Genomic DNA, 21,273 nt, shown 5'->3' with positions numbered 1-21,273 from the left:
CGTCGGTGAAGCAGGCGATGTGCTGGATGCCCTCGCCCTTGTACTGGTCGAGGTACTCGTTGATCTGGCTCTTCGGGTCGGAGGATTCGTTCAGCGGGATACGCACGATGCCGTCCGGCGCGGTCATCGCTTTCGAAACCAGGCCGGTCTTGGCGCCCTTGATGTCGAAGTAGCGAATCTCGCGGAAATTGAACAGGCGCTCGTAGTAGTTCGACCACTTCTCCATGTTGCCGAAGTAGAGATTGTGTGTCAGGTGGTCGATGAAGGTCAGCCCGAAGCCGCGCGGGTTCTGCTCGGCGCCGTCGATGGCGACAAAATCCTGCGCGTACACGTCCACGCCCGAGGGGACCAGATACAGCATGCAGTCGCCAATGCCCTTGACCACAGGCACGTCGATCACGCCGCTGTCCGCCTTGTGCGCGATCCGCTCGCCACCGTTGTCGAGCACGCTCTGCTCGACGTTCTCCAAGGCCTGAGTGAAGCGGATCGCGAAGCCGCAGGCGCAGGGGCCGTGCTGGGCAGCGAAGTCCGCGGCGAAGCTGTCGGGCTCGTCGTTGATCAGAAAGTTGACCCCACCCTGCCGATAGACCGTAATCGCGCGGTTGCGGTGGCGTGCGACCGCGGCGAAACCCATCTGGCGGAACAGGCCGTGGAGGTCCACGGTGCCAGCGGGGGCGGCGAACTCGACAAATTCGAAACCATTGATCCCCATCGGGTTTTCAAAGGTCGTGACCTGCATGCCAAGGTTGGGCTGGGCGTTCATGGCGACTCCGGATGTAGACGCTGAAGAGGGGCGCGGGCTGGCTGCCGCTGGTGTCGTGCTTTATAGTTTCAGATGAAACCATTTGCAAGGTGCATTGCGGAATGAGCGCTGATCCAACTGCCACCACGTCTGCGGCGCCGGATGCCGCCCTGCAGCTCGATGCCTTCCTGCCCTATCGGCTCTCGGTGCTGTCGAACCGGATCAGCCAGGCGATCGCGCGGATCTACGCCGAGCGTTTCGATCTGTCGATCACCGAATGGCGGCTGATGGCGGTGCTCGGGCGCTATCCAGGCCTGACCGCGGGTGAGCTGGTAGAGCGCACCGCCATGGACAAGGTCGCGGTCAGCCGTGCGGTGGCAGGGCTGCTGGCCTCAGGCCGGGTCGACCGCGGCAGTGACGAACGCGATCGCCGCCGCGTGCCGCTGCAGCTCAGCGCCGCCGGCCATCAGGTGTACGCGCAGGTGGCACCGCTGGCGCTGGAGTACGAGCGCAGTCTGCTGGTGGGGCTGGATGCCGACGAGTTGCGGCAGCTGGATAGTCTGGTTGCCCGGCTCACTGAGGCCAGCGCGCAGGCTGAGCACCGCCTGCGCGCCGCGGCTGAAGGCTTCGCGGCAGACTGATCACACCGGCCAAGAGCGGAACCGGGGGCGCTGCGCAACAGGCCGTCATCGCCATGATCCGGCGTGGCTCAGCCGCGCTCGCGGAATACAGCCAGACCGCGCAACAGGTTCAGCGCCTCGTTCACCGCGTAGTCGTCCAGTGCAGCACCGTCCGTCGCCGCTTCGGATTCCGGCACCTCGGCCTGCAGATGCCCCGGCAGATCCGCCTCACGCAGGGTCGGCGGGACAAAGCCCTCACGCAGCTTGAGCTCGGCGTTCTCGGGAATGTCGATGTCCGGCACGATACCCGTGGCCTGGATCGAGGTGCCGTTCGGGGTGTAATAGCGCGCCGTGGTCAGCTTGATCGAGTCACCGTTGTCGAGCGGAAGCAGGGTCTGCACCGAACCCTTGCCGAAGCTGGTGCTGCCCATGATCAGCGCGCGCCGGTGGTCGCGCAGCGCGCCGGCCACCACTTCGGCCGCACTGGCGCTGCCGCTGTCGATCAGCAGCACGATGGGTGCGCCGTTGAGCAGATCACCGCGCTTGGCGCTGTACTCAGCGCGCGCATGCGGCAGCCGGCCGCGGGTGCTGACAATCACGCCGCGATCAAGGAACAGATCGGCCACTTCGATGCTGGCATTCAGCAAGCCGCCCGGATTGCGGCGCAGGTCGAGCACCAGGCCCTTCAGCGCGCCACCGTTGGCGGTGACCAGAGCGTCGAGTTTGCGCTGCACTTCCGCAGCGGTGTCCGACTGGAAGGCCGCGATGCGCACATAGCCATAGTCGCGGCCCAGCGCCTCGCTGCGCGCGCTGGCAACGCGGATGATCTCGCGGGTCAGGCTGAGCTTCAGCGGTGCCGACTCGCCATCACGGACGATGGTCAACTGGATCGACGTGCCCGGTGTGCCACGCATGGCTTCTATTGCCGCATCGACGCTGTCGACGGTGACCGCCTGGCCGTCGAACTCGGTGATGATGTCGCCGGGCAGAATGCCGGCCCGCGCCGCCGGGGTGTCGTCCATCGGCGCGATCACCATCAGACTGCGATCGGGCCGCTGCAGAATCTCAAGGCCGAGCCCACCGTAGGCACCCGTCGCCGTCTCATTCATCGACTGGGTCGCTTCAGCACCGAGATACGCACTGTGCGGATCGAGGTCGGTCAACAGACCGCGGATCGCTGCCGACATCAGCTGGGAGTCGTCGACGCTGTCGACGTAGGCCTGCTGCACGGCGCGGAACACCGATACGAACCGGCGTACTTCGTCCAGGCTGACTCGCTCAGCAGTACGCGCTGCGGGCTCGACCTCAGGGGCCGGCTCGCCCGCCGGTTCGAACTCCGGTTCTACGGGCTGCTCAGCGGGCGGATCAATCGGCACTTCGATCGGCTCGACCTGCGCAGTGGATACGCTGGAGAAGATCACGCTCGAAGCCAGTGCGAGTTGCAGCCATGCGGACATTTTCATGCGCGCAAGTATAGGGCCGTGCGTCGCGCGGGTCGCGTCAGCGCTGGCTTTGATCAACCGTTCACAGCGAATTGGACTGACCCGCCTCAGCGCTGGATCCACACCCGCGGATCCAGCGACTGCCGCTTGCGGCGAAGTTCGAAGTACAGCGCAGGCCTGCCCTGCCCGCCCGAGCTGCCGGCCTGGGCGATGGCTTCACCGGCGTCGACCCAGTCGCCGACATCGCGCAGCAGGCCGTCGTTGTGGGCATAGAGGCTGAGGTAGTCGTCGCCGTGGTCGATGATCAACAGCAGGCCGTAGCCGTTCATCCAGTCAGCAAAAGCGACCCGGCCATGCGCCACCGCGGTGACTTTGGCGCCGGCGCTGGCCTCCATCAGCCAGCCTTCGCTGCGGCGGCCGTCCGGCAGGGTGCCGGCGTAGCCGGTGCTGATCTTGCCGGGCAGCGGCGGCGGCAGGCGCCCGCGCTGTTCGGCGAACGGACGCGCGCCGTCGAGCTGGTCAGGAATGTCGGCGAAGATGTCGCGCAGCGATTCCAGCAGCTCCAACAGGCCACGTTCGGCACGCCGCAGTTCGGCGAGCTTCTGCGCCTGCGCCTGTTCCTGGCCGCCCAAGGCCAACAGCAGGGCGGCGCGGTCGGCACGCTGTGATTCAAGACCCGCCAACGCCTCCTGCTCGCGCGCCATCGCGGCGTCGAGTTCGCTCCGCTGCAGAGCGACGCGTTCGGTCACCCTTGCCAGTTCGGCCAGTTCTTCCAGCAGGTCACGAATCCGCCGCACCTGCCCGCGCTGCACGTAGCGGTGGTAGGCCAGCGCGCGGCTGGCCGCGCTCAGTCGATCCTGCGACAGCAGCAGGCGCAGCGGCGCCTGGCCGCCCTGCACGTAGGCGGCACGCACCAGGGCCGCCAGCGCCTCGCGTTGACGCTGCAGACCGCCGGCGACCTCGGCGCGCTCGGCCTCCAGCGCATCGAAGCGCTGTTGCTGGGCCTGCACATCGGCCTCGACCGATTTCAGCGCCGCGAGGCGAGCGGCGATCGCCTCGTCCACCTCGCGCACTTGGGCGGTCGCGGTATCGCGCTCGGCTGCCAAGGAACGCTGCACGCGGGCGATCTCGCGGATCTCGGCACGGACGCTCTCAAGCCGCGTCTCCGCCGCACGCTCGGCCTCGGCATCCTGCGCCGCCAGGGGGTTCGCGCCGCCAACCAGCGCCAGCAGGGTGAAGACCAGCGCCAGCGCCCGCCGCTGGATCACGCGAACTCGACCAGCGAAACCCCGGTCATTTCCACCGGCTTGGGCAGGCCGAGCAGGGCCAGCAGGGTCGGCGCGACATCGCGCAAGCTGCCGCCAGCGCGCAGCGTCGCCGGGCGGCCGAGGTACACGAGGGGTACTGGGCCGGTGGTGTGGGCGGTGTAGGGCTCGCCGGTGCTGGCATCACGCATCAGCTCCAGATTGCCGTGGTCGGCGGTCAGGATCATCTCGCCGCCGACCTCGTCCAAGGCTGCCGTGATCGCGCCGATCGCGGTGTCGACCGCTTCCACCGCGGCGATCGCGGCGCTCAGGATGCCGGTGTGGCCGACCATGTCCGGGTTGGCGATGTTGCAGATGATCACGTCGTGGCGCCGGGCGCGGATGTCCTCCACCAGCGCGGCGGTCAGCTCGGGGCAGCTCATCTCGGGCTTCAGGTCATAGGTGGCGACCTTGGGCGAGGGAATCAGCACTCGCGATTCGCCCGCCGCCTGCGCCTCGACACCGCCGCTGAAGAAGAAGGTGACGTGGGCGTACTTTTCGGTTTCGGCGATACGCAGCTGACTGAGGCCGTGCGCGGCCAGCACCTGTGGCAGGGTGTTGTGCAGGGTCTCGGACGGAAACGCCGCCGGTGCCGGCAGTTTGGCGTCGTACTCGCTCAGGCAGAGAAAGCGCGCCAGCTGCGGGCGCCGGGCGACGAAGCCGCTGAAGTCCGGCTGCACGAAGGCGGCGGTCAGCTCGCGCGCGCGATCGGCGCGGAAGTTCATGAACACCACCGCATCGCCATCGGCCATCGTCGCGGCACCAGCGAGCACAGTCGGCAGCACGAACTCATCGTTCTCGCCGCGCGCATAGGCGGCCTCAAGCGCCGCCACCCCGGTGTCAGCGCGGTGCTCGGCGCGCGCCTCGACAATCGCGGTGTAGGCACGTTCAACCCGGTCCCAACGCTGATCGCGATCCATTGCGTAATAGCGGCCGCTGACGGTAGCCACGCGATAGCCGAGCTCCGAGCAGCGCGCCTCGAGTTTTTCCAGGCTGGGTCGGGCCGAGCGCGGTGGCGTGTCGCGGCCGTCCAGAAAGGCATGCACCGCCAGCCGCGCCACGCCCTGGCGCTGCGCCAGATCGAGGAAGGCGTGGATGTGGTCCTCATGGCTGTGCACACCGCCCGGCGAGAGCAGACCAAACACATGCAGGGTGCCGCCACTGGCCTTGACTGCAGCGCAGGCGCCGGTCAGGCCCGGATTGTCGAAGAACTCGCCGGTTTCGATCGCGTGATCGACCCGGGTCAGGTCCTGGTAGACGATGCGGCCGGCGCCGAGATTCATGTGGCCGACTTCCGAATTGCCCATCTGCCCATCCGGCAGGCCGACGTGGCGACCCGAGGTGTGGATCAGCGTATGCGGGCAGCGCTGCAACAGATGACGCCAGTGCGGCGCCTGCGCTTGGGCGATGGCGTTGTCCTGGGTTTCCTCGCGATGGCCCCAGCCATCCAGGATCAGCAGCAGCACGGGCTTGGGTCGGGACACGGGGCAGCTCCGGGGCAGCAAGGCGGGCCAGCATTCTAGCGAACCGCACATTTATTCCCCGACCTCTAAACCCTGTGCGCGGATTCGGCATCAGAGGTTCTGCAGCACGGATGCCGCGCGCCACGCGCAGCCCTCACCCACTGGAGACCCCCATGCGCAAGACCCTTTTCTTCGTCGCCGTCCTGATTGCCTTCGGTGGCACCGCCCAGGCCGAAACTCTGACCGATATCGACAAGGTCAATGGTTCGATCCGCACCGACGACGATGGCCGCTACGGCAGCCTGGAAACCGTCAACGGCAGCATCGTGCTCGCGAACGGCGCGAGTGCGCAGACGGCAGAGACCGTGAATGGCAGCATCACCCTGCGCGAGCGCGCCAGCGTCGACAGCATCGAGGCCGTCAACGGCAGCTTGAGCATCGGCGAAGCCGCTCAGATCGGCAGCGCAGAAACCGTCAACGGTGCCGTCCGCTTCTACCGCGGCTCGGTCTCGCGCGGCAATGTGGAAACCGTCAACGGCGAGATCCGGCTTGATGCAGCGGAAGTCGGTGGCGAAATCAACACGGTCAACGGCGATATCCAGATTCTGGATGGCAGCCGCGTCGCCGGCGGTATCAAGGTCGAGAAGCCCAACAGCGGCTGGTTCAACTGGGGCACCCAGCGGGTGCCGAAGGTGGTGATCGGCGCCAACTCGGAAGTGGTCGGCCCGCTGGTGTTCGAGCGTGAAGTGGAACTGCTCGTGCACGACAGCGCGCGGATCGGCCGGGTCGACGGCGCCGAGGCCAAGCGCTTCAGCGGTGATCAGCCGTAACAGCCGGGATTCGGGATTCGGAAAGCGGGATGGGTGGCGGATGAGGTGTATCCGTCATCTCTCTGCAGCCCAATTCTCAACCGCCTTCGAAATCGCCAGGGCCGGTGACTGCACGCCGGCCCTGGCGTTTGCATGCAGAAGACGTCGCGCTACTTCAGCGCGCGCTCGAACAGCTTGAAGATGCGCCGGTACTGGTCGAACCAGGCTTCCGGATGCACATAGCCGTGGCGTTCCAGCGGGTAGCTCGCAAGCTCCCAGTTGTCCTTGCGCAGCTCGATCAGGCGCTGCGCCAAACGTATCGAATCCTGATACAGCACGTTGTCGTCGATCATGCCGTGGCTGATCAGCAGATGGCCCTGCAGACCCTCGGCCAGCTCGATCGGTGAGGACTTGGCATAGGCCTCGGGGTCGATGTCCGGGGTGTTGAGGATGTTGGCCGTGTAGGGGTGGTTGTACTGGCTCCAATCGGTGACCGGGCGCAGCGCGGCGCCAGCGTGAAAGGCCTCGGGCGCGCGGAACATCGCCATGAAGGCCATGAAGCCGCCGTAGCTGCCGCCATAGATGCCGACCTTGCCGCGATCGCCCTGCTGGTGCTCGACCAGCCAGTCGATACCGTCGAGATAGTCCTCCAGCTCCGGATGCCCCATCTGCCGGTAGATCGCTGTGCGCCAGTCGCGGCCGTAACCGGCCGAGGCGCGGAAATCCAGATCGAGCACGATGTAGCCGTTCTCCACCAGCAGCTGGTGGAACATCTGCTCGCGGAAGTAGTTCGGCCAGCGCTGATGCACGTTCTGCAGATAGCCGGCGCCGTGCACGAACAGCGCGATCGGATAGCGCTTGCCGGGCTCAAGCGTGGTCGGCCGGTAGAGCTTTCCCCACACCGTGCCGGCGCCGTGTTTGGACGGGACCTGCACGAACTCGGGCTGCAGCCAGGCCTGCGCGCGGAAGTCTGCGCTACGGGTGTCGGTGAGGCTGCGGAACGCGCCACCTTCAGCAGAAATCAGACCGAGCTGCTGCGGCAGGTGCGGCTGCGAATAGTGCACCAGCAGCTGCTTCTCATCCGGCGACAGCACGAAGCCTTCGACGCCGCCAAGATCGGTCAAGGTGCTCAGCCGATTGCTGCGCAGGTCGAGCTTGACCACTTCGTACTTGCCCGGCCAAGCCTGATTGGCCAGACCGTACACATGGCGGCCATCGCGGCTGATCACGGGCTCGCTGAACTCGAAGCGTCCTTCGGTGTGCTGGCGTGCGCGCGCATCGCCGCGCCGCGTGTACAGATGGCTGTAGCCGTCTTCTTCGGACAAGTACCAGAGGGTCTGGCCATCCGGCAGCCAGCCGAATTCGTTGAAGCTCCAGTTGATCCAGGCCGGATCGGTCAGCCGATGGCGGCTGTCGAGGCGGCGCCCACTGCGCTCGACCACCGCGATCCAGCGGTCCTTGTTGTCGACCGAACGCAGCATCACCGCTGCCTGCGCACCGTCGGCGCTGAACTCGATCGCGTTGACCCGAACATCGCGCGGGCCTTTCAGCGGGTCCTTGCCGGCGGCAGCGCGCAGCTCGGCCAGCGGATCGATCTCGATGCCCGGCAGCGCTTTCAGGTCCAGCGGATGCTGGCTGCCGTCGGTGAGATCGACCAGCACCAGCGCCTGTCCAGCCGGCAGATTGCGGCCGACGCGTGGGCGCACGTCCTCGCTTTCTTCATAGCCACTCTCGGTGACGTATTTCGGCATTTTGCCGGCCCGCCCGGGCTCGGCCGATTTCGGCTGGGTGACCACCAGCATCCAGCGCCCGTCGGGCGACAGCGCGCTGTCGCTGATGGCGATGCTGTCGCCCAGGAACACCGGCGGCAGCTGTCGGCCGGACACGCCGCGACGCAACTCGGCATCTCGCTCGCGCTGGCCGTCGCGCCAGGCTTTCTCGCGTGCCAGGGTCGCAATCAGGCGCAGCTGCATGTCGCGCAGATCATCGGCCTTCGGCGCCTCGGCCGGGTCCTTCTCGACCTTCAGCAGCACCAGCGGCCCGGCCAGGCCGGCATTCAAGTCGTGCACGATCCAGTCAGCACCGGCGCGGTACATCACCCGGCCATCGGCCATGAAATCCGGCTGCGATTCGATGATTTCGCTGCGGGTCAGCTGACGCAGGGTGCCGCTGGCGAGGTCGCGCACAAACACGTCGCCGTCGCGGATCAGCAGGGCCTGTCGGCCGCTGGCATCGAATACCGGGTTGGGCGCATCGACCGTCGCCAGCGCGGCGTCATCGAGCTTGACCATCGCCGTACCGTCGAATCCGACCCGATGCAGATCGCGCAGCGGGCTGTCGGCGCGCTTCAACTGGAACAGCGCACTGCGACCGTCGAGTGACCAATGCGGGCTTTCGACCGGCGCGCCGATCCAGGCCGGGTCGGCCATGATCTGCTCAAGCTGCAGTGGCTTCGACTCGACATTTGTGGGCAGCGGAGACAGCGCATGCGCCGGGCCCGACAGCAGCAGGGCAGGCAGCAGACAGGCGGGCAGCAGCGCGCGCCAGACGATCAGACCCATGGTCGGACCTCGATTGAGCGAAAGGGGCGCCGAGGTTAGCGCCCGCCTGCGCATGCCGGCGACGGCCGTTCGGCATGGGCGCAGGCAATGCCTGTCCAATGCCAGACCACCCCGTACGCTGGCGGCGGGGTCGCCCGCTGCCGCTACAATCGCGGCGACTTTCATCGCCAAAGGATGTGCACGCGTGAGCCAGGAAATCGAGATCAAGGTGCCCGACATCGGCGGCCACAGCGACGTGCCGGTGATCGAACTGCTGGCCAAACCCGGCGACAGCATCGCCAAGGACCAGGGCCTGCTCACGCTTGAATCCGACAAGGCGACGATGGAGGTGCCGAGCTCGCATGCCGGCGTGCTGATCTCGCTGACGGTGAAGATCGGCGATGCCGTCAGCGAGGGCAGCGTGATCGCGAAGCTGCGCGTTGAAGAATCCGCTGCGGCCAAGTCGGCGCCCGCTTCTGCAGCTCCGGCGGCCGCACCCGCACCCGCCGCCGCCCCTGCACCGGTGGCGTCTACACCCGCAACGCCCGCACCAAAGGCGGGATCGTCCAGCGGCCGCGAAGCTGACTTCACCTGCCAGCTCGCCGTGCTCGGCTCCGGTCCCGGCGGGTACACCGCCGCCTTCCGCGGTGCTGACCTCGGCCTCGACGTGATCCTGATCGAGCGCTACGCCGAGATCGGCGGCGTCTGCTTGAACGTCGGCTGCATTCCGTCGAAGGCCCTGCTGCACGCCGCGCGGGTCATCGACGAAGCCGCCCACGGCGAGGATTTCGGCGTGTCTTTCGGTGCGCCCAAGATCGACCTCGACAAACTGCGCAACTACAAGTCGAAAGTGGTGAAGCAGCTGAACGGTGGCCTGGCCGGCATGGCCAAGCAGCGCAAGGTGCGCACCGTCACCGGCACCGGCCGCTTCATCAGCCCGCACGAGATCGAAGTGCAAACCGCCGATGGCGCCAAGGTCGTGCGCTTCGAGCACGCCGTCATCGCCGCCGGCTCGCAGCCGGTCAAGCTGCCCGGTATCCCTTGGGACGACGCGCGAGTGATGGACTCCACCGATGCGCTGGAGCTGCAGGAGATTCCGAAGTCCCTGCTGGTGATCGGCGGCGGCATCATCGGTCTTGAGATGGGCAGCGTGTATGCCGCGCTGGGCGCGGAAGTCACCGTGGTCGAACTGGCGGATCAACTGATGCCCGGGGCCGATCCTGACCTGGTGCGCCCGCTGCAGCAGCGCCTGGCCAAGCGCTTCAAGGGCATTCATCTGAAGACCAAGGTCAGCGGCGTGGTCGCCGAGAAGCAGGGCCTCAAGGTCAGCTTCGAAGGCGACAAAGCGCCCGAGGCGAGTCTGTTCGATCGCGTACTGGTCTCGGTCGGCCGCACGCCCAACGGCGGCAAGATCAACGCCGAAGCTGCCGGCGTGGCAGTGTCCGAGCGCGGCTTCATCGCCGTCGACCGGCAGATGCGCACCAATGTGCCGCACATCTTCGCGATCGGCGATCTGGTCGGCCAGCCGATGCTGGCGCACAAGGCCACGCATGAGGGCAAGGTCGCCGCCGAAGTCGCCGCCGGCCACAAATCCGAATTCGTCGCTCGCGTGATCCCCAGCGTGGCCTACACCGATCCGGAAATCGCCTGGGTCGGCGTAAGCGAAACCGAAGCCAAGCGCGACGGCATCAAAGTCGGCATCGGCAAATTCCCCTACGCCGCATCAGGCCGTGCCATCGGCCAGAGCCGCACGGAGGGCTTCACCAAGCTGCTGTTCGACGAGGCCACCCACAAGGTGATCGGCGCCGGCATCGTCGGCCCCAACGCCGGCGACCTGATCGCCGAAGTCGCCCTCGCGATCGAGATGGGCGCCGAAGCAGCCGACATCGCCCTGACCATCCACCCGCATCCCACACTTAGCGAATCGGTGGCGATGGCGGCGGAGGTGTATGAGGGGACGATTACGGATTTGTATCTGCCGAAGAAATAGCCCGGAGCGCCGTGAAATGCGCGCACAAAGCCACCTGCAGGTGGCTTTGTTGAGTTCGGGCGCAGGCTAGCAAATCTGTGCACTGGCATGCGTCCCCATGGCCGGCATGCCGTCGGCTGAAGCCAGCCTCTACTCGTACGGGTAAAAGGAGCCGGCGGGGGCGAACCCCGACTCGCGCTGCAGATCCAGCGCTGTTTCGTCTGAAGGCAGACGGAGAGTCAGCGACGTGGCAACCCCATCGACGACGCGGAAGCGGCCTTTGTATTCGCCTGCGGGACAACGCGAGTCTCCACCCTCGGGCAGCGAGAAGGAGACCTCTCCGCGCGTCACCCTCGCAGCCAAGACTTGAGGAAGCCCTGACAGGTCCCCTTTGCCACACCTCAGAATCACGTGTATGCCTCGGCCGCTGCTGGTAAGCACGAGTTGCACCCCCGGATCCCACATCGCGCCGGTGGACTGCTTCAGATACACACCTGTCAGCTCGGCCGGCGTTGGCGTTGTCGCGAGTGCCGGAGTGGAAAGGGAAAGCGTGATCAGCAAGGACCATCTCATTGCGTTGCTCCCGCGAGGCCAAGGGAAACACCGATTCAAGTCGCCAGAGCCATCCACGCGCATCTCGCTTGAGCTGTATCTGGTGCATCGAACTCGGCGCCTCAAGCATGACCTGATGCTTGGCGCGAAGCGAGCTCTGAGCGTCGTGCACCGCCGCGCCACAAGGCACGCCAAGGCTGGCCCATAGGGTGGGTCTTGACCCACCAGAGCTCGACGCTTGCCTCGGTTGCGATGTTGCGAACCTCGGTTGGCGGTCGCCAATCCACGAGGCGCACCGGGATTTTCCCTTGAATCGCTCAGGGCACCGCACCGGACGCGCTGTGACTGTTCGCCCCGCATCGGTGGGTCAAGACCCACCCTATGGGGCGTCGGACGCGCCCGGCAGGTGTTTCAACTGCCGCGCGATGTCTTCGCTCGTCGTCGCGGTGTAGTGCACCAGCCCTGCGAACTCGGTGTCGACCAGAATTCCCTCGCCGAGGCACTGCCAGTCATCGAAGCCCGGCAGGCACGTACCGGAGTCCATGCACGCGAGCACGCGCCCACGGTAGCGCCCGTCGATCAGCACATCGTCCCCCGGCTGGATGTCGGTTCCGTCTGCGTACTTCATTGGAGTTCTCATGCGTTCGTGTGCGTGTAGTAGCACGTAGGTTGGGCCAAGCGAAGCGCGGCCCAACGTCGTGAGGCCGGGATTCTCTCAGCGCCCTGCCGTGGCTGCGTATCGACGGTCACAGCCCTTCGATAGCCCGGCCCATCACGATGTTGGGATGCGCCTTCGGCTTATCCCAACCTACGTCGCATCGTTAGCTTCCTTACCGGAGACCGTGCACGCGGGCGCGATCCGTTGCACGCTGTCGCGAATCCCCTCAATGGCCGGTGCCCCATGACCCCACGCTCCGACGCCCCCCGCTACGCCGTGCTGATCGACGCCGATAACGCCCAGGCTTCACTCGTGGCCGGCATGCTGGCCGAGGTGGCCAAGTACGGCGTGGCCGGGATCAAGCGCGCCTACGGCGACTGGACCACGCCGAACCTCGGGCGCTGGAAGGAGACGCTGCTGGAGCATTCGATCCAGCCGATCCAGCAGTTCCGCTACACCAGCGGCAAGAACGCGACCGACAGCGCGATGATCATCGATGCGATGGACTTGCTGCACGGCCAGCAGCTGCAGGGCGCGGCGATTGTCAGCAGCGACAGCGATTTCACCCGCCTGGCCCAGCGCATGCGCGAGGCCGGGCTGTATGTGCTGGGGATCGGCGAGCGCAAGACGCCGCGGCCGTTTGTGTCGGCCTGCGATCGATTCATCTACACCGATCTGCTGAACCGGGAGGACGGCAGTACGCCGGCGCCGGTGGTGGCCGCGAGTGCCGCGCCGGATGCGAGCCTGATTGCACTGCTGGGTTCAGCGCTGGAGGCCGGTGCGGAGGACGACGGCTGGGCCAACCTGGGTGAGGTCGGCAACCAGATCAATCGCCTGCAGCCGGAGTTCGATCCGCGCAGCCATGGCCACCAGAAGCTCGGCCAGCTGTTCGACGCCTTGCCAGAATTCGAGGTTCGGCGCACGCCGTCGGGTCCTGCCGGCCATGTGCGGGTGGAGGTGCGGCGGGCGGAAGCGAAGAAGCCAGCGCGCGCGGGTGGGCGACGCAACCGCTGAGGCTGCGCCGATCGCTTTCACCGTCGCCATCGCGATCACTCGTGCCGGCTGAACCTCGTAGAACGCAGGCAAGGCGACGCGCGGAGAGTTGGATGCGCGAAGGCACGACACCTAGCGACGAAGGCAGCGCACCCGCTTCGACGCGATCAATCACACCGCACGACGTCCATTGCAGGGCTGCCGCGATCAGGCCATCGCCACTCAGCCCAACGCTGCTCCCGGGGCCACAACGCAAACGGCCACCGCTTTCGCGGTGGCCGTTTGCGTTTGCAGCTGCAGTCAGCGGATCAGCGGCGGCTCGTGCACCGAGCTTCGCTGAGCCGAACGCTGATCAAGAGTCGAAACCGCCCGAAAACAGCGGAGTCGAATCCCCCGCGGGCGCATCGGTGGCTTCGAACGAGATCGAGCTGATGCGGTCGGCGTCGTTGATGCTGCCGGCGACTGCGGCCTCGTCGATGTGCAGGGTGTCGACGCCGCCATGCAGACCGAAGGCGACCACCGCGGCCAGTGCAACCGATGCCGCCAGAGCCGACCAAGCCGGGCGACGGCTGTGCAGACGCGGGCGGCGCAGGCTGCGTACATCGGCGGCCAGGGTTTCGCTGTCCTGGCGCAGGGCCATTAGGGTGCGAAGGAGATCGGCTTGCACCGGGTTGGCAGCGGCGCGGCTGAAGATCTCATCGCGCTGCTCACGCTCGCCGCGGCCATCGAGGGCGGACAGCAAGGCCTCGGCATCGACGGCAGGCGCCTGCACATGGGCGGCGCGGTAGAGCTCGGCAAGTCGGCGGGGGGCGGTCATGTCAGTCATCGAAGTTGTCCATTCCAAGCACCCGCAGGCGCTGTTTGATCTCGTCCAGCCCGCGATACACCAGCTTGCGGGCTGAATCCAGAGTGAGATCGGTGAGGTCGGCCACTTCCTGCAGGGCATAGCCCTGAAGGTAGAGCTGCAGGGGCAGGCGCCGCCGTACCGGCAGGGCCTGCATGCAAACCCGCAGGTGCGCGATGTGTTGGGCATCGAGCGTGCTGCGGTCCGGCCCGTGGCCCAGCCCAGGCAGATCAACCAGACCCTCTTCCGTTTCCGGCAGGGCCTCGGTGGGTCGCACTTGCGCGCGTCGCACCGCGTCGATCAGGGCACTGGCCACCGTTCTCTGGATATAAGACGCAGGGAGTTCGGCATTCGGGTCACGCTCCAGCGTTTTCCACAGCCGGATGCGCACTTCCTGCTCGACGTCTTCGACATCAATTCCGTGCTGGCTCAAGCGGTTGGACTCGATCTGAGCGCGCATCCGCGCACCAAAACGCGCCAGCATCTGCTCCAGCCGGAGCTGGGTGGCGCGGTCCATGCCTAGCGCGCCGCCGGGCTTGGCACCGCCGCGACGGTACTCGGAATGCGGGCAGCAGGTTTCAGCGCGGTGTCGATCAGGTACAGCGGGCGCTGCTTGGCTTCCATGTACAGCCGGCCCAGGTACTCGCCGATCACGCCGAGCGCCATCAGCTGCAGACCGCCGAGGAACAGAATCACCGTCATCAGCGACGGATAGCCGGCGACTTCATCACCCCACAGCAGGGTCTTGCCGATGATGAACAGGCCGTAGGCAAAAGCCGCCAGCGCGGCCACGCCACCGGCATAGGTGGCTACTCGCAGCGGGAGGGTGCTGAACGAGGTGATTCCCTCGATCGCGAAGTTCCACAGTTTCCAGTAGTTGAATTTGCTGGTGCCGGCGTGGCGCGGGTCGCGGTGGTAGCCAATCGCGCTCTGTCGAAAGCCGACCCAGGCGAACAGGCCCTTCATGAAGCGATGGCGCTCGCGCACGCCATGCAGGGCGTCGAGCGCGCGCCGCGACAGCAGGCGGAAGTCACCGGTATCGCGCGGCACCGGCGTCGACGAGACCTGCTCCATCAGCCGATAGAAGCCGGCCGCGGTCAGGCGCTTCAGCCAGCTTTCGCCGTCGCGCTCCAGGCGGGTGCCGTAGACCACATCGAAGCCCTCGCGCCAGCGCGCGACGAACTCGGCGATCAGCTCGGGCGGGTCCTGCAGGTCGGCGTCGATCACCACCGCGGCATCGGCGTCGACGGCATCGAGGCCGGCGGTCAGCGCCAGCTCCTTGCCGAAATTGCGCGCCAGCTTCAGCGCGCCGACCTGCGGATCGGCCGCAACCAGACTCTGCATCACCGCCCAGGTGTCATCGCGGCTGCCGTCATCGACAAACAGGATGTCAGCCTCGATGCCCTCGATCGCATCGAGCGCAGCGCGCGTACGCAGATGAAATGCTCGCAGCCCTTCACCTTCGTTGTAGGCGGGCGCCACCACGGTCAGACGCGGGAACACGGCATGCTCGATTCCGGGCTGTTGGTAAGGTCGCGAATGCTAGCAGCCTGTCGCGCTTCGGATGGACCGGCCGCATCGACCTGGCCAGCGCGCGGCCGGGCGCGGTCCGCGACACCTGCGCTCAAGGCAGGCCACAGCAGTCGCCCAGGTAGGCCGGGCCGCCGAGCTGCTGAGCCTGCCGTTGCACCCAGGCCGCGCGCTGGCGCTGATAGCTGCCCGGCGCGGCCACGTCCATCCGCTTGGGCGATGGCAGCACAACAGCGAGCCGCGCGGCCTCGGCCGCACTGAGCTGACTGGCCGGCTTGCCGAAGAAGCGCTGCGCGGCGGCCTCGGCGCCGTACACGCCTGGCCCGAACTCGGCCAGATTCAGGTGCATTTCCAGAATGCGGCGCTTCGGCCACAGGGTCTCGATCAGCACCGTGAAGCCGGCCTCCAGCCCCTTGCGCGGCCAGCTGGAGGTCTCCCACAGAAACAGATTCTTGGCAACCTGCTGGCTGAGCGTGCTGGCGCCGCGGCTGCGGCCGCCCTCGCGCGATTCTTCCAGCGCATCGCGGATCGCGTCGACATCGAATCCGCGATGGGTCGGGAAGCGCTGGTCCTCGGCGGCGACAATCGCGATCGCCAGCGCCGGGGCGATGGCATCGAGATCGCGCCATCGATACTCGGCGGCCTGCCCGCTGTGCAGGCGCCAACCCAGCATGAAGGCCGAGCTTGGCGGGTCGACGAAGCGCAGCGCCAGCACCAGCAGCACCGGCACCAGCAGGGCCGCGCACAGCAGCCAAGCCAGCCGCCGCAGCCAGCGCCGACGTGGACGTGCTTGCGGGCGCTTTCGCGCATCCCCATAGTGGCGGGCTGTTCTGGACATGGCGGCATCCTAATGGCTTCCGATGAAACCTCCAGCGTGGCCGGTCTGCTGAGCCGCTTTCTGCTCGACCGCAGCGGCCTGCGTGGCGTGCATGTGCGCCTGGATGCCGCCTGGCGATCCATCCTCAGCCGCGGCGAGTATCCGATGGCGCTTGCCCAGTTGCTCGGCGAAACCGCCGCGGCGGCCGCCCTGTTCACCGGCCATGTGAAGGTGGAAGGTCGGCTGTCGATCCAGCTGCGCGGCAGTGGCGCATTGCGCACGGTGTTCGCCGAGTGCACCGCCGGCGGCACCCTGCGCGGGCTTGCGCGGCACGAGGGCGAGCTGCCGCCAAGCTTGGCGCCGCCCGATTTCGGCGCCGACGCGATGCTCGCAATCACCATCGAAAGCGCCCTGCGCGCCAATGCCGAACCGCAGCGCTATCAGGGCCTGGTAGCGCTGGATGCCGACAGCCTGGCGCAGGCCTTCGAGGGCTATTTCAGCCAGTCCGAACAGTTGCCCACGCGGATCCTGCTGGCCGCCGATGGCGAGCAGGCCTGCGGACTGATCCTGCAGCAGCTGCCCGGTGCCACCGATGAGCCGGACGCTTGGCCGCGCGCGCAGGCGCTGTTCGACACTCTGACCCGCGCCGAGCTGCTGCAGCTGCCGGCCGAAGACGTGCTGTACCGGCTGTTCCATGAGGAAGGCGTGCGCCTGCTGCAGCAGAGCCCGCTGCGTTTCGGCTGCCCCTGCTCACGCCCGCGGGTCGGCACCATGCTGCTGTCACTGGGCCGGCGCGAGGCCTTCGAGGCCCTGCAGGACGACGGCCGGGTCGAGGTGATCTGCGAATTCTGCGGCCAGCACTACCACTTCGACACGCTGGACCTGGAGCAGCTGTTCGCCGGCGGCGGCAGCGAGCCGGCACCGGGGACTTTGCAGTAGCGGTTGGGGAATCGGGATTCGGGTTCGGGGTTCGGGGTTCGGGGTTCGGGGTTCGGGGTTCGGGGTTCGGGGTTCGGGGTTCGGGGTTCGGGGTTCGGGGTTCGTCGAGCGTGGATCACGCAGCCGTTCGGTTCCGCCGTCTGCAGCCACCCCCGACCATCGGCCATTGCCGGGTCTGGTTTCACGCTCGACACTCGCGGCTCCAATCGCCGTGGGGGCTGAACGATGTCCGTATTCCTACCGCAGACGGGCGCCAGTCTGCTGCTCGCGCTTGCCGCATTGCCGGCCTTCGCCACCGAGGGCTGGTATCGCGATCCCGCCCTGCACGGCGATACCGTGGTGTTCACCGCGGAAGGTGATCTGTGGCGGGTGTCGGCAGCGGGCGGTCTCGCCCAGCGGCTGAGCACGCACCCGGCCGAGGAGTCACAGGCCGCGATCTCGCCCGACGGGCGAACCCTTGCCTTCGTCGCCAACTACGAGGGCACCCCCGAGGTCTACGCGATGCCGCTGGCCGGCGGCGAACCCAAGCGATTGAGCTTCGAGGGCGCACGCGTGTGGGTGCAGGGCTTCGCGCCCGATGGCCGCGTGGTCTACGCCGGTGAGGGTGAAGTCGGGCCGTCATCGCGACGGGTGCTGCGCCTGGTCGATATCGACAGCGGCCGCACTGAAACCCTGCCGCTCGCCGACGCGCGCGAGGCCGCTTTCGATGCCGAGCGCAAGCAGCTGTGGTTCACCCGCTTCGGCCTGCAGGTGACTGCCGACAATGCGCGCGACTACCGCGGCGGTGCGGCCGCCCAGCTGTGGCGCTGGTCGCTCGGTTCAAGTGCCGAGGCAGAACGATTCAACCCGGCGGGCTTAAGCAATCCGCAGCGGCCGCTGTTCCACGACGGGGGCCTGGTGCTGCTGGGTGAAAGCGCAGGTCGCTACAACCTCTGGCAGCTCGATGTCGAGGCCGGCGCACCGCGCCAGCTGACCCGGCACGCCGACTTCGATGTGCGTCGCCCCAGCCTGCACAACGGCCGCGTGGTCTATCAGCACGGCGCCGATCTGCGCCTGCTGGAACTCGCCAGCGGCAGCGACCGCGTGCTCGATATCCAGCTGGGCTCGGACCTCGCCCAGCGCCGCGAGCGACATGTCGCCGAACCGCTGAAGTTCCTGCAAAGCGCCCATCTCGGGCCGGACGGCGTACGCGTTGCGCTGGCGGCGCGCGGCCAGGTGCTGCTGGCCGGCACCGAGGCGCTGCGGCGAATCACCCTGGCCGCACCGGCCGGTGCGCGCCTGCGCGAAGCGGTAGTGTCAAAGGACGGCCGCGAGGTGTTCGCCATCACCGACCTCGATGGGCGCAGCGAGATCTGGCGCTACCCTGCCGACGGCAGCCCGGGTGGGCGAGCGCTCACCACCGATGGCGACACGCACCGCTTTCATCTGTATCCCTCACCCGACGGGCAGTTCCTCGCCCACGACGACAAGCAGGGCCGACTGCATCTGCTGGATCTGCGCAGCGGTGCCAGCCGCGAGATCGACCAAAGCGAGTTCGCTCGCGACGATGCCTTTGCACAGGTGGCCTGGTCCGCCGACAGCCGTCTGCTGGCCGTGCTGCGAGTCGACAGCGCGCGCCAGATCAATCAGCTGGTGCTGCTGGAGCCGGCCAGCGGACGCAAGCAGACCTTGACCAGCGACCGCTACGAAACCGTATCGGCGGCATTCTCCCGCGATGGTGCGTTTCTGTACTTTCTGGCGAACCGCAGCTTCCAGTCGTCGGTGCCCGGGCCCTGGGGCGATCGCAACACCGGTGCCTTCTTCGATCGGCGCACGCGCCTGTACGCGCTGGCGCTGGACGCTTCGGCGCGGTTTCCGTTCCAGCCGGCCAACGAGCTGGACCCGCCTGCGCCGCCCAAGGACGAGAAGGAAAAGAACAAGAGCGAACCGAGCTCCGCCCGCCTGGATTGGGACGGCATCGCCGAACGCCTGTTCGAGGCACCACTGGGCGCCGGCAACTACAGCCAGCTCGCCGCCGACGACAGCCGCCTGTACTACCTGGAACGCGACAGCGCGCCGAACAGCCAGCCCGCGCTGAAAAGCTTGAGCATCGGTAATGCGCCACCCAAGCCCGATACCTTCGCCGCCGGCATCGCGGGCTATGCGCTGTCTGCCGACGCCAAGAAGATCCTGCTGCTGAAGAACAAAGCCGACAACAGCGGCATCGGCGAGCTGCTGATCGTCGATGCCGGCGCCAAGGCGCCCGACGACCTCAGCCGCGCGACGCTGAAACTGTCCGACTGGAGATTGCCGATCGATCCGCCCGCCGAGTGGCAGCAGATGTTCGACGACGCTTGGCGCATGCATCGTCAATTCAGCTTCGACCCCGGCATGCGCGGCGTCGACTGGGTCGCGGTGCGCACGCAGTACAGCGCCCTGCTGCCGCGCGTGCAGGACCGGCTGGAGTTCGACGATCTGCTGGCGCAGATGGCGGCCGAAGTCGGTCTGCTGCATTCGCAGATCCGCGGCGGCGACATCCGCGTGGCGGCCGATGCACCAGTGCCGGCGGCACTGGGCGCGCGTTTTGCCGAAGACGACGCCGGCCTGCGCATCGAACGCATCTACCGCAGCGACCCCGAGCTGCCCAGCGAGCGCAGCCCGCTCGCCCAGCCGGGCGTCGATGCCCGCGAAGGCGACCGCCTGATCGCCGTCAACGGCCGGCCGGTGCAGCGGCTCGGCGAACTCGCGCAGGCGCTGAACAATCAGGCCGGTCAGCAGGTCCTGCTGAGCCTGCAGCGCGGCAGTGCCGCAGCGCATCGCAGCGTCGTGCTGCCGGTGAAGCTCGACCGCGAGGCCGCCCTGCGCTACAGCGACTGGGTCGAAGGCCTGCGTGCACGCGTCGACGGCGCCTCGCAGGGCCGCATCGGCTATCTGCATCTGCGCGCGATGGGTGCCGGCGACATGGCCGGCTTCGTGCGTGATTTCTACGCCCAGTTCGACCGCGAGGGCCTGATCATCGACGTACGCCGCAACCGCGGCGGCAACATCGACAGCTGGGTGATCGAGAAGCTGCTGCGCCGCGCCTGGGCGTTCTGGCAGCCGCCACGCGGCACGCCCTACGCCAACATGCAGCAGACCTTTCGCGGCCATCTGGTGGTGCTGGCCGATGCGCTGACGTATTCCGATGGCGAAACCTTCGCGGCCGGGGTCAAGTCGCTTCAGCTCGGGCCGGTGATCGGCACCCGCACCGCTGGCGCGGGCATCTGGCTGTCCGACCGCAACCGGCTCGCCGACGGCGGCGCCGCGCGTATTGCCGAGTTCGGCCAGTTCGAAGTGGGCAGCGGCCGCTGGCTGATTGAAGGCCAGGGCGTGGCGCCGGACATCGAGGTCGACAACCTGCCCTACGCGACCTATGCCGGTGGCGACGCACAGCTCGAAGCAGCGATCGCGAACCTGCAGCAGCGGCTGCAGCAGTCCCCCCTGCCCGCGCTGCGCGCTGCACCCATCCCGCCACGCGGCACGCCCGGCCACGACGGCAGCCGCTGAGCAAGGCTAACGTCGGCCACAAAAATGTCAGGCCGCGCAGGTGCACAAGCACCTGCGCGGCAGATAAGCGCCGGGATGAACTGACCGCCCGCCGGAAACGGCAACGGATAACGACTCCCCCCTTTGCCAGTGGCGCCACCCGAGGCTGGCCATCCTGGCCACCCCGCCAAATCCCACCGCCTACGCAACGTCAGCCCCGGGAAGACGCTGGCTGTATCGCGACCGCCGATGTGGGCCACCACTGTCCGCCCCTGAAGCAACGGAATCCGGGATGCTTTTTGCCCAGACCCCGGCTAGCGCGCACGCCGACGGCTGCTAAAGTCGCGCGCTCGGCCTCCGCATCGCGGATGCTTTGCATCCTTCAAAGCGCTGCCCCATGACCGTCGACTTCGACAGCGAGCGCCGCGCGCTAGGGAAGCTCTGAACAACGCGACCAACTGAGCCCTGGGCGGTCCCCAGCCGATTTTTTCGGACCTTCAGCCTGCTATCGCTCACCTATTTTGATTCTTCGACTCGCCCAAGGCTC

Annotated in this window: 17 protein-coding genes; 6 read left to right on the top strand and 11 right to left on the bottom strand. The window is 67.3% G+C overall.

Going from position 1 to position 21,273, the window contains the following annotated elements:
- Nucleotides 1-763 (bottom strand): 4-hydroxyphenylpyruvate dioxygenase family protein (locus ACIQ7H_RS19045; RefSeq protein WP_395794483.1); only part of this gene is annotated, 763 nt, incomplete at its 3' end.
- Nucleotides 764-864: 101 nt separating this feature from the next.
- Between ACIQ7H_RS19045 and ACIQ7H_RS19040 the strand changes: the two genes are divergently transcribed.
- Nucleotides 865-1,383 (top strand): MarR family winged helix-turn-helix transcriptional regulator, encoded by a 519-nt coding sequence (locus ACIQ7H_RS19040; protein WP_395794480.1) that lies wholly within the window; start codon nt 865-867, stop codon nt 1,381-1,383.
- A 68-nt stretch (nt 1,384-1,451) separates the two neighbouring features.
- Here the strand turns inward: ACIQ7H_RS19040 and ACIQ7H_RS19035 are convergent, their stop codons facing one another.
- The 3 genes from ACIQ7H_RS19035 to gpmI all read right to left on the bottom strand — a co-directional run bounded on the left by ACIQ7H_RS19035 (nt 1,452) and on the right by gpmI (nt 5,592).
- Entirely contained in the window at nt 1,452-2,825 is a 1,374-nt protein-coding gene (locus ACIQ7H_RS19035) for a S41 family peptidase (RefSeq protein WP_395794478.1), read from the bottom strand.
- An 86-nt stretch (nt 2,826-2,911) separates the two neighbouring features.
- A complete protein-coding gene (locus tag ACIQ7H_RS19030; RefSeq protein ID WP_395794476.1) occupies nt 2,912-4,072 on the bottom strand; it encodes a murein hydrolase activator EnvC family protein in 1,161 nt (386 codons plus the stop codon).
- Entirely contained in the window at nt 4,069-5,592 is a 1,524-nt protein-coding gene (gene gpmI / locus ACIQ7H_RS19025; RefSeq protein WP_395794474.1) for a 2,3-bisphosphoglycerate-independent phosphoglycerate mutase, read from the bottom strand. Before gpmI ends, ACIQ7H_RS19030 begins: the two co-directional genes overlap by 4 nt.
- Before the next feature lie 152 nt (nt 5,593-5,744).
- Between gpmI and ACIQ7H_RS19020 the strand changes: the two genes are divergently transcribed.
- Nucleotides 5,745-6,401 carry a hypothetical protein gene (locus tag ACIQ7H_RS19020; RefSeq protein ID WP_395794472.1) on the top strand — a complete coding sequence of 219 codons (657 nt, stop codon included), beginning with the start codon at nt 5,745-5,747 and terminating at the stop codon, nt 6,399-6,401.
- Nucleotides 6,402-6,550: 149 nt separating this feature from the next.
- Here ACIQ7H_RS19020 and ACIQ7H_RS19015 read toward each other — a convergent pair whose 3' ends face one another.
- The gene (locus ACIQ7H_RS19015; RefSeq protein ID WP_395794485.1) at nt 6,551-8,914 is read right to left on the bottom strand and encodes a S9 family peptidase; all 2,364 of its coding nucleotides are present in this window, start codon (nt 8,912-8,914) and stop codon (nt 6,551-6,553) included.
- A gap of 211 nt (nt 8,915-9,125) precedes the next feature.
- On the opposite strand from ACIQ7H_RS19015, the gene lpdA reads away from it, so the two are divergent.
- Nucleotides 9,126-10,910, top strand: coding sequence for a dihydrolipoyl dehydrogenase (gene lpdA, locus ACIQ7H_RS19010; RefSeq protein ID WP_395794470.1), 1,785 nt, complete (start codon nt 9,126-9,128; stop codon nt 10,908-10,910).
- Between the two features lie 129 nt (nt 10,911-11,039).
- Here lpdA and ACIQ7H_RS19005 read toward each other — a convergent pair whose 3' ends face one another.
- Together ACIQ7H_RS19005 and ACIQ7H_RS19000 are read right to left on the bottom strand one after the other, a co-directional pair.
- Entirely contained in the window at nt 11,040-11,450 is a 411-nt protein-coding gene (locus ACIQ7H_RS19005) for a hypothetical protein (RefSeq protein WP_395794469.1), read from the bottom strand.
- Between the two features lie 370 nt (nt 11,451-11,820).
- Entirely contained in the window at nt 11,821-12,069 is a 249-nt protein-coding gene (locus ACIQ7H_RS19000; RefSeq protein ID WP_395794467.1) for a hypothetical protein, read from the bottom strand.
- Nucleotides 12,070-12,342: 273 nt separating this feature from the next.
- Between ACIQ7H_RS19000 and ACIQ7H_RS18995 the strand changes: the two genes are divergently transcribed.
- Nucleotides 12,343-13,113 (top strand): NYN domain-containing protein, encoded by a 771-nt coding sequence (locus tag ACIQ7H_RS18995; protein WP_395794465.1) that lies wholly within the window; start codon nt 12,343-12,345, stop codon nt 13,111-13,113.
- A gap of 331 nt (nt 13,114-13,444) precedes the next feature.
- Here the strand turns inward: ACIQ7H_RS18995 and ACIQ7H_RS18990 are convergent, their stop codons facing one another.
- The 4 genes from ACIQ7H_RS18990 to mtgA all read right to left on the bottom strand — a co-directional run bounded on the left by ACIQ7H_RS18990 (nt 13,445) and on the right by mtgA (nt 16,304).
- Nucleotides 13,445-13,909, bottom strand: a complete 465-nt coding sequence (locus ACIQ7H_RS18990; protein ID WP_395794463.1) for a hypothetical protein — start codon at nt 13,907-13,909, stop codon at nt 13,445-13,447.
- Between the two features lies 1 nt (nt 13,910).
- Nucleotides 13,911-14,453, bottom strand: coding sequence for an RNA polymerase sigma factor (locus ACIQ7H_RS18985; protein ID WP_395794461.1), 543 nt, complete (start codon nt 14,451-14,453; stop codon nt 13,911-13,913).
- 2 nt (nt 14,454-14,455) lie between these two features.
- The gene (locus ACIQ7H_RS18980; RefSeq protein ID WP_395794459.1) at nt 14,456-15,439 is read right to left on the bottom strand and encodes a glycosyltransferase family 2 protein; all 984 of its coding nucleotides are present in this window, start codon (nt 15,437-15,439) and stop codon (nt 14,456-14,458) included.
- Nucleotides 15,440-15,560: 121 nt separating this feature from the next.
- Nucleotides 15,561-16,304 carry a monofunctional biosynthetic peptidoglycan transglycosylase gene (gene mtgA, locus ACIQ7H_RS18975; RefSeq protein ID WP_395794457.1) on the bottom strand — a complete coding sequence of 248 codons (744 nt, stop codon included), beginning with the start codon at nt 16,302-16,304 and terminating at the stop codon, nt 15,561-15,563.
- A 12-nt stretch (nt 16,305-16,316) separates the two neighbouring features.
- Here mtgA and ACIQ7H_RS18970 point away from each other — a divergent pair, with 12 nt between their 5' ends.
- Entirely contained in the window at nt 16,317-17,222 is a 906-nt protein-coding gene (locus ACIQ7H_RS18970; protein WP_395794455.1) for an Hsp33 family molecular chaperone HslO, read from the top strand.
- 225 nt (nt 17,223-17,447) lie between these two features.
- Nucleotides 17,448-20,747: a S41 family peptidase gene (locus ACIQ7H_RS18965; RefSeq protein ID WP_395794453.1), complete on the top strand. Its 3,300-nt coding sequence runs from the start codon at nt 17,448-17,450 to the stop codon at nt 20,745-20,747.
- Nucleotides 20,748-21,273: the final 526 nt, after the last annotated feature.

The sequence above is a fragment of the Aquimonas sp. genome (assembly GCF_044377145.1).
GTDB lineage: Bacteria > Pseudomonadota > Gammaproteobacteria > Xanthomonadales > Xanthomonadaceae > Aquimonas.
This window is presented reverse-complemented; position numbering and strand designations above follow the sequence as displayed.